This is a genomic window from Variovorax robiniae, from assembly GCF_037889955.1.
GTDB lineage: Bacteria > Pseudomonadota > Gammaproteobacteria > Burkholderiales > Burkholderiaceae_C > Variovorax > Variovorax robiniae.
Genome location: NZ_JBBKZS010000002.1, coordinates 784,439 through 799,872, shown reverse-complemented (window position 1 = coordinate 799,872; position 15,434 = coordinate 784,439). Strand labels below are relative to the sequence as shown.

Sequence of the window (15,434 nt, the reverse complement as noted above, 5' to 3'; positions counted from 1 at the left end):
ACATGGATTCGAGCTGGCTGCTGCACGGCCTGAACCTCCTCTACGCGCTCTCGACGCTGGCCCTGACCACGCTGGGCCTGGCGGTGGTCTTCGGCCTGCTCGGCGTCATGAACATGGCGCATGGCGAGTTCGTGATGCTGGGCGCGTATTCGGTCGTGACGGTGCAGTCCTGGGGCTGGCCGATCGCGACCGCGATGCCGCTGGCCATCGTCGTGTGCGGGCTGCTCGGCTACGTGGTGGAGCGCTGGCTGATCCGGCCGTTGTACTCGCGGCCCTTCGACACGCTGCTGGCGACCTGGGGCCTGGCGATGGTGCTGCGCAAGCTGGTCGAGGCGGTGTATGGGCGCGGCTATCGCAACATCGAGAGCAACCTGTCGATGCCGGTCACGCTGGGCGGCGTGCAGTACCCGGGGTATCGGCTGGCGCTGATCGGCTTCGCGATCGTCGTGATGATCGGACTGGCCTTCTGGTATCGCCGCAGCGCCATGGGCCTGCGCGTGCGCGCGATGACGGGCAATCCGCTGCTGGCGCAGGCGCTGGGCATCGACACGCGCCGCCTGGCTTCGCAGACCTTCGTGATCGGCGTGGTGCTGGCCGGCGCGGCCGGCGTGCTGTTGGCGCCGCTGGTGCGCATCGAGCCCGGCATCGGCGTGGACTACCTGCTCGATTCCTTCTTCGTGCTGGTGGTGGGCGGCTTGGGGACGCTGGGCGGCTTCGGCGGCGGCGTGGGGCTGATCGGCGGCACGCAGTCGATCGTCAGCAGCCTGGTCGGCCAGACCAGCGGCTATGCGGTGGTGCTGATCCTGTCGATGCTCTTTCTGTGGCTGAAGCCGAATGGACTCCTTGGACGCCGCTGAACTTCCCCGCAAAGCCGCATCGCGCACCGGCGTCCGCAAGTGGCGGATGCCGGCCCTCGAGCCCGTGCTGCTGGCGATAGCGCTGGTGGCGCTGCCCTTCGTCACGAACGATTTCGTCGCGTACCAGATCGCGCTCTTCCTCATCTACGGCATCGCGACCCAGGGTGTCGCCTTGTGCTGGGGACGGCTGGGCTTCCTGCCGCTGGGGCATGCGCTGTTCTTCGGCCTTGGAGCCTACCTGGCGGGTGGTGCGCTCAAGGCGGCGCAGCAGCAACCAGGCTGGTGGCTCGCACTGCCGCTCGCGCTGTTGCTGCCCGCTGGACTGGCCTTCATCGTTGCGCGGCTGGTGTTTGCGCGCAGCCACCGGAGCGGGCCCTTCTTCTCGCTCATCACGCTCGCGATGACGATGCTCGGCTTCCTTGCCGCGCAGCAGTGGAGCGCCGTCACCGGCGGCTTCAACGGCATGGCCGACATTCCCGAGTTTCCAGGGACCGACCGCTACGGCACCTACTACTGGGTCGTGGCCGCCTGCGCCGTCGGCAGCACGACGCTGCTGGGCATCGCCTTGCGCCGGCCGCTGGGCCTGCTGTGGAGCGCGGTGGCGCAGAACGAAGACCGGCTGCAGTTGTTTGGCTACGCGACCGATCGCATCAAGGCCTTTGCCTTCGCCTGCTCCGCGCTGCTGGCGGCCGGTGCAGGCGCGCTGTTCGCCATGCACCAGGGCATCGTCACGCCGCTCACGATGGGCTTCGTGCTGTCGACGGAGTTCGTCATCTGGGCGGCGGTCGGCGGCAAGGCGAGCCCGCTGGGTGCGCTGCTCGGGGCGGTGTTCGTCGGCTATGCGTCCTCCGAATTGCGCGACCACTTCGCGTACTGGGAGGTGGGGGTGGGCGTGATCTTCATCGCGGTGGTGCGCTTCCTGCCGGAGGGGCTGGCCGGGCTGGGCAGGCGGCTGAACCTGGGTCGATTCGACACGTCGCCCGTGACGACGACGCCTGCGCCGCCTGTCGCCTCGCAGGCGCGCGATATCGGCCTGGCTTTCGAGGAGGTCGAGGTTTCGCAAGGCGGCGTGCGGATCCTCGGCGGTCTTTCATTCAGCCTGGAGGGGCCGGGCTTGCGTTGCGTGATCGGCCCCAACGGTGCGGGCAAGACTTCCGCCTTCAACGTGATGACCGGTCGGCTGCCGCTGCGCGCGGGTCGCATCGTGCTCGATGGCGCCGACGTCTCCGGTGCATCGGCATGGCGCGTGGCGCGGCGTGGCGTCGGGCGCAAGCTGCAGATTCCCTCGGTCTTTCCCGAGTTGAGCGTGAGCCAGAACCTCGACATCGCCTTGTGGGCCGGCCGGCTGGGCCTGCTCGCGTCGATGACACGCGCGCCGTTGGGCTGGACCAGCGCCTTGCGCAACGAATTGCTGGACCTGTTCCCGGCGCTGCGCGAGCAGTTGGACCAGCGCGCGGGCAGCCTGTCGCAGGGACACCGCCAGGCGCTGGAGTTCGTGATGACGGTGCTGCCCCAGCCGCGCCTGGTGCTGCTGGACGAACCTTGCGCCGGCCTGTCGCCCGCGGAGACGCACCACATGATCGAGGCCATCAAGACCGTCGTCGGCAAGCTGGGCGCGGCGGCGCTGGTCATCGAGCACGACATCAGCGCGGTGGCTGCCATCGGTGGCGATGTGTACGTGCTGCACCAGGGACGCTTGCTGACGCAGGGCACGCTGGCGCAGATCCAGGCCGACCCGGCAGTGCGGGCGGTGTATGCAGGGGCGAGGAAGTGAGCGCGCCGTTGCTGGCCTTCGACGACGTCGTCTGCGGCTACGCCGATGCGATGGTCCTGCGTGGCCTCAGCGGCGCGGTCGCCGGCGGACGCGTGCTCGGCGTGCTGGGCCGCAACGGCGTCGGCAAGACCACGCTCATGCGGGCGCTGGCCGGCTTCCTGCCGCTGCGGCAAGGCACGGTCCGCCTGGATGGCCGCGACCTCGCGCGGGTGCCGCCGCACCAGCGACTGGCGCTCGGCATGGCCTACGCCCCGCAGGAAGACATCGTCTTCGGCGACCTGAGCGTGCAGGAAAACCTGTGGCTGCACCTGCCCGACCGCGATGCCGGCCGCTATGCCGCCTGCCTCGAAGCCTTTCCGCGCCTGGTCGAACGCATGAACCAGCGCGCCGGCTCGCTCAGCGGCGGCGAGCGCAAGCTCCTGTCCTTCACGCGCACCCTGGGACTGCGCGCCACGCTCAGCATCCTCGACGAGCCCAGCGAAGGCGTGCAGCCCGAGAACATCGACCGCATGACGCAACTGTTGCGTGCACGCAAGGCGCAGGGTGCGGCCTTCGTCATCGTCGAGCAGAACCTGGAGTTCCTGCAGGCGGTGGCGGACGACCTCATCGCCATCGACCATGGCGAGTGCCTGCTCGCCGGCGAGGCCGCCGCCTTTTCAAGGGAAACCCTGGAGGCGCACCTGATGGTATGAACCTGGCGATTGGCCGAAGATGCACGCCCACCTTCACCACCATCTCTGGAGCCCTGGATGATCTACGAACTGCGGATCTATCGCACGCTGCCCGGCCGCATGCCCAACCTGCTGGCCCGCTTCAACGATCACACCATCCACATCTGGGCCCGGCTCGGCATCCAGACGGTCGGCTTCTGGACCACGCTCGTGGGCGATTCGGAACTCAACGTGCTGACCTACCTGATGGCCTGGGAATCGCTGGCCGATCGCGAGGCGAAGTGGCCGGTGTTCCTGGCCGACCCCGAGTGGCTGCGCGTGAGGGCGGAAAGCGAGAAGGACGGACCGATCGTCGCCAACATCACCAACGAGTTGCTGACGCCGACGAAATTCTCGAAGCTGCAATAGCATCGACCTCGGCAAACCGGCGCAGGCCCCCGACGCCGATGGCGTGACGGCCGATGGCCAAACGGTCATCGCCACGGCGGCCGGCCTGTGCAATGCTTCGTGCCATGACTTCGCGCCCGCCGCCAGACGACGATGAGCGCACCGTGTGGCCGGGTGCGCCGCACCCTGCTGGCTCCGCGGACGCCGGCCATGCCTTGCCGGCCGGCGCGCTGATCGAGGGCTATCGCATCACGCACGTGCTCGGCGAAGGCGGCTTCGGCATCGTCTACCTGGCCTGGGATGTGGCGCTGGATCGCCCCGTTGCGATCAAGGAGTACATGCCCTCCGCGCTGGCGGTGCGGACCCATGCCTCCTTCGGCGTGTCGGCGCGCTCGGAGCAATACCGCGACACCTTCGAGGCCGGGCTGAAGAGCTTCCTCAACGAGGCCCGCCTGCTCGCACGCTTCGACCATCCTGCGCTGGTCAAGGTGTTCCGCTTCTGGGAGGCCAATCGCACCGCATACATGGTCATGCCCTACTACGAAGGGCCGACGCTCAAGGCCGCGCTGGCAAAGATCGGCGGACCCGTGCCCGAGGCCCAATTGCGCGAATGGCTGAAACCCCTGCTCGACGCGCTGGCGGTGATCCATCGCGAGCAGTGCTACCACCGCGACGTCTCGCCGGACAACATCCTGCTCACCGACGGCGGCCCGCTGCTGCTGGATTTCGGCGCGGCCCGGCGCGTGATCAGCGACATGACGCAGGCGCTGACGGCCGTGCTCAAGCCCGGCTACGCGCCCATCGAGCAATACGGCGGCGCCACGGCGCAGGGGCCGTGGACCGATCTCTACGCGCTCGCCGGCGTGGTGCACTTCGCCATCACCGGGCGACCGCCCCTGCCGTCGGTGGAGCGCGTGGTCAATGACACCCAACCGCTCCTGGCTACCACCCATGCCGGCCACTACGGAGACAGCTTCCTTCGCGCGATCGACACGGCGCTGTCGATGCGACCCGAGGCCCGGCCGCAGGACGTGGCGCAGTTCGTCGCGATGCTGGACGTGGCACCGTCGCCAGCCGCGTCGCCAGTCTCGTCGCCCGCGCCAGTGGTTGAGGCGCCGAAGACGACGTCGGTGTTCCGGCGTGCGAGCAAGGCGGTCACGGAGCGCCTGTCCCGGACACGCAACCTGACGCGCACCCGCGCTAGTATCCCCACGCCCGGGCAGCCGCCCATCGCCGGCCCTGCGTCCCGGCCGGCGACGGTGAAGGCAGCACCGAAGGCAAAGGCGACCCTGGCTGCGAAGGCCACCGCGACGGCGCAGCGCCAGGCCGCACCGGCGCGCGGGACGGGCAAGGCCATCCTGGCATTCGCAGCCGCGGCCTTGTTGCTGGCGGGTGGGGCGGCATGGTGGTGGAAGATGCGCATTTCTTCTCCGCCCGCAGCATCGGTGCCCGCCGCGCCGGAAGCCGTGGCGCCGACAGAGCCAGCGCCCGAGCCGCAGCCAACGCCCGCCGCCATCGCGGCACCGCCAGCGCCTGCGACGGCACCGCCCCCGGCAGCCGAACGTCCGGCGGCCCCGCCCCCGGTCGCCGAGCGCCCGTCCACCCCGGAGCCGGCGCCCGCACCCACGCCTTCGCAAGCGCCGGTGGCGGAACCACCCGTTGCCAGCCAGGCCCCGGCATCCGCCGCGCGCTCGCGCCCCGCCAGGCCGCCCGCAGCCGCGGTCGAGCGATCGAGGCCCGTCGCCAGCGGTCGCGCGGTCGCCGAATCCCGACCCGTCCCTCCGTCCGAAAGCCCATCCACCACTACACCCAACGTGGGACGCAGGCCCGCAAGGTGCAGTGATATCGTCCTGAAATCGTCGATGGAATCGCTCAGCCCGGAAGAAGTCGCTTTCTTGAAGAGGGAATGCAGATGACACGCACCAGAATCCTTTCGATCACCGGACTCTGGCTCGGCGCGGCGCTGGCCTTGCTCCTGCAGGGCTGCGGAACGCCGACCGCCACCTCCAGCAGCAACGCGCTGCCCTTCGAAGAGGCCATCGCCGTGGCCACCGACGGGCTGGTGCAGCAGACCCGCAGGATTCCCGGCATGCCCGCCTTCCTGGCCAAGGTCGAAGCCAAGGTGAACAAGCATCCCATCGTGCTCGACCCGACGCTCGATGCCGGCACCGGCCAGCAGACCGCCGCGACACAGCAACTCGACCGTGCCGTCACCGAGCGCATGACGAAGAACTTCGAGCAGATCGAGGTGCTGCCGTTCCGTGCCGCCAACCTGGCCAAGGCCGAGTACCTGCTGACCGGCACGTTGGCGCGCGTGCAATCGGCCTACCGCCTGAACCTGGCGCTGGTCGACATCAAGGCCGGCACGGTGGTGGCCCAGTCTTCCGCGCTGGCGCGGGCGGACACGGTCGACATGAAGCCCTTGCCCTACTACCGGGACAGCCCCGTGCTGATCAAGGACCCGGTCATCGATGGCTATGTGCGCACCAGCGCCCTGACGCCGGGCCAGCAGGCCGATCGGACCTACCTCGACCGCATCGCCACCGCGACCGTCATCAACGACGCCACCAACCTCTACAACAACGCGCAATACCAGGAGGCCCTGGGCCAGTACCGCAGTGCGCTGGCAACACCGGCGGGCGAGCAGATCCGGGTGCTCAACGGCATCTACCTCAGCTACGTCAAGCTGGGCCAGATGCAGGAAGCGGAGACGGCCTTCGGGCGCGTGGTGGCCTTCGGCATCGTCTACAACCAGCTGGGCGTGAAGTTCCTGTTCAATCCCGGCAGCACCGAGTTCTGGTCCGACCCCAACATCAGCAGCGGCTACAACATGTGGTTGCGGCAGATCGCGAAGGAAAGCGGCGCCGCGAAGGTCTGCATGAACATCATCGGCCACACCAGCAAGACCGGCTCCGAGCAAGTCAACGACGCCCTGTCGCTGCGGCGCGCCACCTACATCAAGCAGCGGCTCACCACCGAGTCGCCGGAGGTCGGCAACCGGACCCGCCCGCTGGGCATGGGGTTCAAGGAAAACATCGTCGGCAGCGGGACGGACGACCTGGTCGATGCGCCGGATCGGCGCGTGGAATTCAAGATCCGCGACTGCAGAACTTGACCCACCCCCGATGCGCCTGCGGCGCCTCCCCCTCAAGGGGGCGCACCCAGCGGCCCGGCAAAGCCGGTTCCGCGGGTGCCCATGAACAGACAGTGCTCTTGTTCATTTTGCGGGTTACGCGAGTCATTTACGCCGTCTCGCGCCCGGTGACCCACTGGCGAATGGCGCCGAGCACCTTCGATCGCTCGGGTGTGCTGGAGCCGATCGGCCGCTTACGGTATAGCGCGCGCTCCTCCTCCAGCACCTGCTTCAGCGCGGCCAGGTTCTGTTCGCTGTACGCCCAAACGCCGGAGACCACGAAATGGCCCGGCAGGGCGTTCGGCTTGGGACGGATCCGCACGTTGATGGCGCCGATGCGCTCCATCGACTCGGCGCGCCGCATCGCTTGCTGTTCGCCTCCGCCAAGGATGTCGACGCGGCGCGACAAGGCGAAATTGATGGCCTGGATCTGGGGGAAGCGCTCGGAAATGAAGGCGCAGATCTCCAGGAAGATCAGCCGGCCCACATGCCGGTAGTCCTGGCGCACGAGGTGGGTCGGGTTGAAGGCTTCGACGTGGATCTCGGTGCCGCTGTTGAGCAGGGGGACGGGTTCCAGCGTGGCCAGCAGCAGGTTCCGGTCGTAGACAAACATCGGCTGGTCCAGCGCATAGGGCTGCGCGCCGGGGCCGGTGATCCGGAGTTTTCGGAAGTGCATGGACGACGGTGTCGGGCGCCACGCAACAGTTGCCAGGAAGCAACCCGCCGCGATGCGCGTACTAACTCCCTGGACCGTCGATTATTGCCCGGGCGCCAGGAAGGCGTCTGGTTTCCCGACGGATGGCCCGGGGCTTAGTTGACAGGCGTCACCGTCTCGCGGATGACCCCGCCGCCCAGCACGCTGCCGTCGATGCTGCTCACGCCGGTGCCCATCACACGCTGCTCGCAGGCGGTGCGGTCAGCCGGCGGCTGCAACTGGCAACGGGCCAGCGCGTTCTGCTGGTAGTCGATCGGCGCGGCGCTGGTCAGTCCGTTCCGGCGTGCCTCGTAGCGCGCTGCGCCGGCCTCGCGGATGCAGGCTGCACGGTCTTGCTGAATGGTGTTGCAAACGGCCAGTTCGTTTTGATAACGGGCGTCGGACCCCGGGCCTCTCGCTGGCGGTGCGGCGAAGGCGGCGGCGCTGGCGAGCGTCGCGGTCATCGCCAGCGTCAGCAGTCGGGTACGTGAAAGGATGGCAGTCATGTGAACACTCCTGTGGGGTGGGTCCGACCGAAGGATCGAACCGGTGCGCACAGCATCGCTTGCGCACCATCACATCACTGTCGGACGAGACGCCCCGCCACCGGCACTGGCGCGGGAATGCCCGTCGGACAAATCCTTCAGCCGGCTGCGATGCGCTTCGCCAGATGAGCAAGCGCCTCTTCGACCTGGTCGACCAGGATCAAGGACAAGTCCCCCGGCTGCAGGCGTTCCAGCGCCAGGTCGATCGCGATGAATTCCCCGCGGATCTCCTCGATGAAACGGGTGCGCCCCGCACCCACCAGCCCCTGCCGCAGCAGCGCCATCACCTCGCCATCGGCACGGCCGCGCTGGGCCGCGTCCTGGTAGAGGATCACGTCGTCGAAGGCTTCGCCGAGGATGGCCGTCTGGTCGCGGATGTCGCTGTCGCGCCGGTCGCCCGCGCCGCTGATGACCACCGAGCGGGTCTTCGCCGGCATGGTGTCGACGGCGGCCACCAGCGCCTTCATGGCGTCGGTGTTGTGGCCGTAGTCGGCGATCACGGTCGCGCCGCGGTATTCCATGACGTTGAAGCGCCCGGGTACGCCGGCCGCGTCGTTCTTGAAGCTCGCCAGGCCGCCGCGGATGGTGTCCCAGTCCATGCCGATCGACCATGCCGCACCCACCGCCGCCATCACGTTCTCGACCTGGAAGGGCAGCGTGCCGTTGCGGGTGATCGGCACGTCGCGCAGCGGCACGCGCTCGCGCCAGGAGCCTTCGGCCGCGACCAGCGTGTCCTGGTCGACGTACACGGTGCGCTTGCCCTGTGCGCGGTGCGTGGCCATCACCGGATGCTGCCGGTCGGCCGTGAAGAACACGATGCTGCCGGGGCAGCCGGCCGCCATGGCCGCCACGTTGGGATCGGCCGCGTTCAGCACGGCGTAGCCCTTGGGCGCCACGTTGCGCACGATCACGCGCTTGAGCACGGCCAGGTCTTCCACCGTGGTGATGTAGTTGAGCCCGAGGTGGTCGCCACTGCCGACGTTGGTTACCACCGCCACTTGGCAACGGTCGAAGCCGAGGCCTTCGCGCAGCACGCCGCCGCGCGCCACCTCGAACACCGCCGCATCCACGTCGGGATGCAGCAGCACGTTGCGCGCGCTCTTGGGACCGCTGCAATCGCCGCTGTCGGTCTGCCGGCCGTCGACGTAGACGCCGTCGGTGTTGGTCATGCCGGTGCGCAGGCCGCTGGAGGCGAGCAGGTGGTTGATGAGCCGCGCCGTGGTGGTCTTGCCGTTGGTGCCGGTCACGGCGACGACCGGGATGCGGCCGTCGTCGCCGGGCGCGAACATGGTGTTGATGACGGCCTCGCCGACCGCGCGGCCCCGGCCGAACGATGGCGAGATGTGCATGCGCAGCCCCGGCGCTGCATTGACCTCGACCACGCCGCCATGCTGCTCCTCGAGCGGGCTCAGCACGTTCTCGCAGACCATGTCGACGCCGCAGATGTGCAGGCCGACCATCTGCGCCGCATCGACCGCGCGCGCGGCGACCTCGGGGTGCACGGTGTCGGTCACGTCGGTGGCGCTGCCGCCCGTGGAGAGGTTGGCGTTGTTGCGCAGCACCACGCGCTGGCCGCGTGTGGGCACGCTGTCGGGCGTCAGGCCCTGTGCTTCCAGCCGGCCGATGGCGATGTCGTCGAGACGAATCTTGGTGAGCGAGGTGGCATGGCCTTCGCCGCGACGCGGGTCGAGGTTCACGGTGGCCACGAGATGGCGCACCGTGGACGTGCCGTCGCCGATCACCTGCGGCGGATCGCGGCGGGCCGCGGCCACGAGCTTGTCGCCGACCACCAGCAGGCGGAAGTCGAAGCCGGGCAGGAATTTCTCGACCATCACCTCGCCGTACTCGGCCGCCGATGCGAAGGCCGCATCGAGCTGCTCGCGCGAGGTGATGTTGACCGTGACGCCCTTGCCCTGGTTGCCGTCCTGCGGCTTGACCACCACCGGCAGGCCGACCTCCTGTGCTGCCGCCCAGGCATCGTCCGGATCGGCCACGGGGCGGCCCAGCGGCACCGGCACGCCGGCCGCGTTCAGCAGTTGCTTGGTGAGTTCCTTGTCCTGCGCGATCGACTCGGCCACGCCGCTGGTGCTGTCGACCTCGGCGGCCTGGATGCGCCGTTGCTTGGAGCCCCAGCCGAACTGCACCAGGCTGCCCGTGGTGAGCCGACGGTACGGAATGCCGCGCGCCACTGCCGCATCGACGATGGAGCCGGTGCTGGGGCCGAGGCGTTCCGACTCGTCAAGGTCGCGCAATTCGGCGATCGCGGCCTTGGCATCGAAGGCGGTGTCGTCGAGCGTGGCCTGGATCAGTTGCTCGGCCTGCTTGAAGGCGAGTCGGCCCACTTCCTCTTCCGTGTACTGCACCGTGACCTGGTAGATGCCGGCCTCGGTGGTCGGCGCGGTGTGGCCGAAGCTCACCTGGCAACCGGCCTGCGTCTGCAAGGCGATGGCCGCGTTTTCCAGCACATGGGCCAGGGCCAGCGGATGGCCGTGGACGATCGGATGCAGTTCACCGATGTCCGGGAACAGTGCGCGCAGGCGGGTCTCAAAGCCGGGCAGTTTCTCGATCGCGTTTTCGTCGCCGGGACAGGCCACGATGGCTTCGATGGCGGTGTGGCGACTCCAGAGGTTCGGTCCGCGCAGGGCGCGAGTGCGTGTGACTTCCATGGGGTCAGGCGTGTTGTTTTTCTTGAGGGAAAGCGGTCTGCGACAGCTGCAACGATGCGAGCGCGGCCTGCAGGTCGGACTCGAAGGCTTCGACGCCGGCGCCGATGAGGTTGAGCGGAATGCCCAGCGCCCAGGCCGCCGCCACCGCGGCCAGCAGGCTGTCGATGCTCACGCCAGCGTGGCTGGCGCGCCAGAGGGTCAGGCGGCCCAGGCCGGGCAGAAAAGATTCACTGCTGCCGGTGGCCAGCACCACGCGGTCCTGCCGCACGATGACCGACTTGCCGCCCGCCTCGCGATGAGCGGCCAGCGGCTCGGCCCCCGGATCGGTGGCGTAGAGGATCACGGCGCCATCGCACAGCGGCGCCAGGCCGGCCACGCGCGGATCGGCGGCATTGAGCACCGCCGTGCCCTCAGGCAGCACCACGTCGACCTGCGTGCGCAGCACCTTGACCATCTGCTCGCTCTCGGTGATGTCGTAGTCGGCCAGCGTTTCGGCGCCTTCCAGGTCGGTCACGATGCCGATGTGGCAGCGGTCATAGGCGAGGCCATCGCGCAGGATGGTCTCGGCGCCGCTTTCGATCACCACGGCCTGCACCGCGCGATTGACCAGCAGGCGATGCCCGGCTTCCCAGTTGGCGCTGTCGCGCGCATCGACGCGGCGCCGCGCGAGGAACAGGCCGTCGCGGCAGGCCAGGCCGGTGTGCCGTCCACCCAGGTCGATCAGCCAGGCCACCAGGCGTGCCAGCACGGCGGTGTCCTGCGAGCCGGTGACGCCGACGACCGGAATGCGGCCGGCCGCATCGTCCGGGAACAGGTGGTCGCAGATCGCGCGGCCCACCGGGCGCGGCGAGCCGACGGCCGGCTTCAGGTGCATCAGCAATCCGGGGCCGGCATTGACCTCGACGATGGCGCCGCCCTGCGCGGCCAGCGGGCGCGAGATGTCCTGCGCGACCATGTCGATGCCCGCGATGTCCAGGCCAACCACGCGTGCCGCCAGCGTGGCCGCATGCGCCACTTCCGGATGGACCTGGTCGGTGCAATCCACGCCGAGGTTGCCGTTGCGCTGGATCACGACCACGCGCCCGGCCTCGGGCACGGACTTGGCGTCGAGCTTCTGGCGTTGCAGTTCGAGCAGCAGCTTGGAGTCTGTGTTGACGTCGATGTAGTCGAGCGGGTATTCCTCCTCGACGCCGCGGCGAGGGTCGCTGTTGAGCTGGGTGTCGATCAGCGACGCCACGTTCGCCTGGCCATCGCCGGTCACCGTGATGATCTCGCCGCGCGCCGCCGCCACGACCTGGCCGCCGACCACCAGCAGCCGGTGCTCCGAGCCGCGGATGAAGCGCTCGACCATCACGTCGCTGCCTTCGGGCTCGGCCACCGCGAATGCCGCCTCGACTTCTTCGCGCGTGGTCAGGTCGAGCGACACGCCGCGGCCATGGTTGGCATCCGATGGCTTGACCACCACCGGCAGGCCGATGTCTTCCGCGGCCTCCCAGGCCTCGGCCGCATCGGCCACGACCTGGCCTTCTGGCACCGGCACGCCGCAGCTCGCGAGCAGCGACTTGGTCAGTTCCTTGTCGCTGGCGATCGATTCGCCGATAGCACTGGTGTAGTCGGTCTCGGCCGTCCAGATGCGCTGCTGCGCCGAGCCGTAGCCCAGCTGCACCAGGTTGCCGCTGTTGAGCCGGATGTGCGGGATGCCCCGGTCGGTGGCCGCGCCGACGATGCAGGCGGTGCTCGGGCCGAGGTAGCAGTCCTCGACCTTGCCCTTGACCACGTCGACGCAGGCCTGCACCTCGGCGGCGCCGAAGGGGTCGTCGTTGATCGCGGCCATCAAGAGTCGATGACCCTCGGCCAGCGCGGCGCGCGCCACTTCCTCGTCACGGGCGCGGAACACCATGCGGTAGACGCCGGTCTTCGAGGTGCTGCGGGTCTGGCCGAAGCCGGTCGGCATGCCGGCCAGGTTGAGCAGCTCGATCACCACATGCTCCAGCACATGGCCGGCCCAGGTGCCTTCGACCAGGCGCTGGATGAAACCGCCGCGTTCGCCCACGCCGCAGTGGTGCTCGATGAGGGCGGGCAGCAGGGCGGTCAGGCGGTCGGTGAAACCGGGGATCAGGTTGGACGGAAAGTCTTCCAATCGGCCCAGATCGAGCCACACTTCGAGCACGGGACGGTAGGTCCAGAGATTGGGACCGCGCAAATAGCGGATGCGGGGCAGCTGGATGTCGTCGAAACGGGTCATGAAAACGTTCGATGTGTTTGTTCTATTGCGGGGGCGCTTTCAGGCGCGTCCTTCGCGATGGGTCAGAATCGGCGCCCATCTGGCGCCATGATGCGGCCTGCTGCGGGCCAGGGATACGAAATCACAATGCAACATCACGATCCAGTCGGCACCCCGGAGGGCGAAGCAGGAGCGGCTTTGAAAAGTCGGCTCACAGCCGCGGAAAACGTTCTGGCCACGCTCACGGTTGACCTCGACGGCGAACTCCGCTTCGGCAACGGCCTGCTCGCGCTGACCGATTCACGCCTGCTCGCACGCGACCCCGATGGTAGCTGGCGCGAGTGGGCTTTGGCAGACACCGGCCAGGTCCTCCATCTGACCGACCATGCCGGCGTCGGCACGCTCGACTTCCTTGACGACCATGCCTTGTTAGGTCGTTGGCGTTACACGCTGGCCCATCAGGTGGCGGCGTTGCGCCTGCTCAAGCTGTTCGAGCAACGCGCCGCCAGTGCCGCCCAGGTCAGCGCCGCCGCCGCCGAAGCCGCCGAGCGCGACGACATCGCCGCCGGCGAGACCGAGGCGCAGAAGCCGCCGTCGACCTGGGTGCTGCTGCGGCTGGGCCGCTTTGCCAAGCCCTATCGCAAGCAGCTCATCATCGGCTTCCTGCTGACGCTGGCCTCCACCGCGGCCACGCTGGTGCCGCCTTACCTGACCATCCCGCTGATGGACGACATCCTGATCCCGTTCCAGAACGGGCAGCAGATCGCGGTGGCGAAGGTGGTCATGTTCCTCGGGGCGCTGCTGTTGTCGGCGCTGGCCGGCTGGGCCTTGGGCTGGGCGCGCACCTACCTGCTGGCTTTGGTGTCGGAGCGCATCGGCGCCGACTTGCGCACCACCACCTACGAGCACTTGCTGACCCTGCCGCTGGACTACTTTGGGGGCAAGCGAACGGGCGACCTGATGGCGCGCATCGGCTCCGAAACCGACCGCATCAACGTTTTCCTCTCGTTGCATGCGCTGGACTTCCTGACCGACGTGCTGATGATCGCGATGACGGCCGTCATCCTGGTGTCGATCAATCCGCTGCTGGCGGTGGTCACGCTGGTGCCGCTGCCCTTCATCGCGTGGATGATCCACGTCGTGCGCGATCGCCTGCGCACCGGCTTCGAGAAGATCGACCGCGTGTGGAGCGAGGTCACCAACGTGCTGGCCGACACCATCCCCGGCATCCGCGTGGTCAAGGCTTTTGCGCAGGAAAAGCGCGAGGCCGATCGTTTTCGCGAGGCCAACAAGTACAACCTCCAGGTCAACGACAAGCTCAACAAGACCTGGTCGCTGTTCACGCCGAGCGTGTCGCTGCTGACCGAGATCGGGCTGCTGGTGGTCTGGGGCTTCGGCATCTGGCAGGTGGCGCGCGGCAGCATCACGGTGGGTGTGCTGACGGCCTTCATCGCGTACATCGGGCGCTTCTACACGCGGCTGGATTCGATGAGCCGCATCGTCTCGGTCACGCAGAAGGCCGCCGCCGGGGCCAAGCGCATCTTCGACATCCTGGACCATGTGAGCAATGTGCCGGAGCCGGCCAACCCGGTGAAGGTCGACCGGATCAAGGGGCAGATCGAGATGAAGGGGCTGGGCTTCCGCTACGGCTCACGTGCGGTGATCCGCGACCTGGAGCTGGTGATCGAGCCGGGCGAGATGATCGGGCTGGTGGGACACAGCGGCTCGGGCAAGAGCACGCTGGTCAACCTGATCTGCCGCTTCTACGACGTGACCGATGGGGCGATCAAGGTCGATGGCACGGACATCCGGCGCTTTGCGGTGGCCGACTATCGGCGGCATGTGGGGCTGGTGCTGCAGGAGCCCTTCCTGTTCTTCGGAACCATCGCGCAGAACATCGCCTACGGCAAGCCGGATGCGACGCGCGAGGAGATCGTGGCGGCGGCACGAGCGGCGCATGCGCATGACTTCATCCTGCGGTTGGCGCATGGCTACGACTCGCTGGTGGGCGAGCGCGGGCAGGGCCTGTCGGGTGGCGAGCGGCAGCGCATCAGCATTGCGCGTGCGTTGTTGATCGACCCGCGCATCCTGATCCTCGACGAGGCGACATCGGCGGTGGATACCGAGACCGAGAAGGAAATCCAGAAGGCGCTGGACAACCTCGTGAAAGGCCGCACCACCATCGCCATCGCGCACCGTTTGTCGACGCTGCGCAAGGCCGATCGACTGGTGGTGATGGACCGCGGCGAAGTCGTCGAGGTCGGGCCGCATGATGCGTTGATGGAGAAGCAGGGCGCCTACTGGCGGCTGTACCAGGCGCAACTGCGGCAGGCCGATGACGAGGAAGAAGCGCAGGAGCAACGCAGCGAAGTTTCCGCCGTGCTGCACACGCACGCGGCGCACCCGGCGGGGCAGGCATGAGGCCGGTACGTTCGAGTTTCTCCCTCTCCCCCCGGGAGAGGGCAGGGGTGAGGGCACGCCGT

The 15,434-nt window shown here is 68.4% G+C and carries 11 protein-coding genes; 7 read left to right on the top strand and 4 right to left on the bottom strand.

The window, feature by feature from the left end:
• Nucleotides 1-2: 2 nt before the first annotated feature.
• The 6 genes from WKW79_RS08010 to WKW79_RS07985 all read left to right on the top strand — a co-directional run bounded on the left by WKW79_RS08010 (nt 3) and on the right by WKW79_RS07985 (nt 6,804).
• Complete coding sequence (locus tag WKW79_RS08010; RefSeq protein ID WP_340334567.1) at nt 3-857, top strand: branched-chain amino acid ABC transporter permease; 855 nt, start codon at nt 3-5, stop codon at nt 855-857.
• Nucleotides 835-2,631 (top strand): branched-chain amino acid ABC transporter ATP-binding protein/permease, encoded by a 1,797-nt coding sequence (locus WKW79_RS08005; protein ID WP_340334566.1) that lies wholly within the window; start codon nt 835-837, stop codon nt 2,629-2,631. Before WKW79_RS08010 ends, WKW79_RS08005 begins: the two co-directional genes overlap by 23 nt.
• Complete coding sequence (locus WKW79_RS08000) at nt 2,628-3,323, top strand: ABC transporter ATP-binding protein (RefSeq protein WP_340334565.1); 696 nt, start codon at nt 2,628-2,630, stop codon at nt 3,321-3,323. Before WKW79_RS08005 ends, WKW79_RS08000 begins: the two co-directional genes overlap by 4 nt.
• Nucleotides 3,324-3,380: 57 nt before the next feature.
• A complete protein-coding gene (locus WKW79_RS07995; RefSeq protein ID WP_340334564.1) occupies nt 3,381-3,710 on the top strand; it encodes an NIPSNAP family protein in 330 nt (109 codons plus the stop codon).
• Between the two features lie 104 nt (nt 3,711-3,814).
• Complete coding sequence (locus WKW79_RS07990) at nt 3,815-5,605, top strand: protein kinase domain-containing protein (RefSeq protein WP_340334563.1); 1,791 nt, start codon at nt 3,815-3,817, stop codon at nt 5,603-5,605.
• Complete coding sequence (locus WKW79_RS07985) at nt 5,602-6,804, top strand: OmpA family protein (protein ID WP_340334562.1); 1,203 nt, start codon at nt 5,602-5,604, stop codon at nt 6,802-6,804. Before WKW79_RS07990 ends, WKW79_RS07985 begins: the two co-directional genes overlap by 4 nt.
• Nucleotides 6,805-6,931: 127 nt before the next feature.
• On the opposite strand, the gene WKW79_RS07980 is transcribed toward WKW79_RS07985, so the two are convergent.
• From WKW79_RS07980 to WKW79_RS07965, 4 genes are all read right to left on the bottom strand, one after another.
• On the bottom strand, nt 6,932-7,498 hold the full coding sequence (locus WKW79_RS07980; protein WP_340334561.1) for a hypothetical protein: 567 nt from the start codon (nt 7,496-7,498) through the stop codon (nt 6,932-6,934).
• Nucleotides 7,499-7,632: 134 nt separating this feature from the next.
• Nucleotides 7,633-8,022, bottom strand: a complete 390-nt coding sequence (locus WKW79_RS07975) for a hypothetical protein (protein WP_340334560.1) — start codon at nt 8,020-8,022, stop codon at nt 7,633-7,635.
• A 137-nt stretch (nt 8,023-8,159) separates the two neighbouring features.
• Nucleotides 8,160-10,727 (bottom strand): cyanophycin synthetase, encoded by a 2,568-nt coding sequence (gene cphA / locus WKW79_RS07970; protein ID WP_340334559.1) that lies wholly within the window; start codon nt 10,725-10,727, stop codon nt 8,160-8,162.
• A 4-nt stretch (nt 10,728-10,731) separates the two neighbouring features.
• The gene (locus tag WKW79_RS07965) at nt 10,732-12,972 is read right to left on the bottom strand and encodes a cyanophycin synthetase (RefSeq protein ID WP_340334558.1); all 2,241 of its coding nucleotides are present in this window, start codon (nt 12,970-12,972) and stop codon (nt 10,732-10,734) included.
• Nucleotides 12,973-13,098: 126 nt separating this feature from the next.
• Between WKW79_RS07965 and WKW79_RS07960 the strand changes: the two genes are divergently transcribed.
• Nucleotides 13,099-15,372 (top strand): cyanophycin metabolism-associated ABC transporter, encoded by a 2,274-nt coding sequence (locus WKW79_RS07960; protein WP_340334557.1) that lies wholly within the window; start codon nt 13,099-13,101, stop codon nt 15,370-15,372.
• Nucleotides 15,373-15,434: the final 62 nt, after the last annotated feature.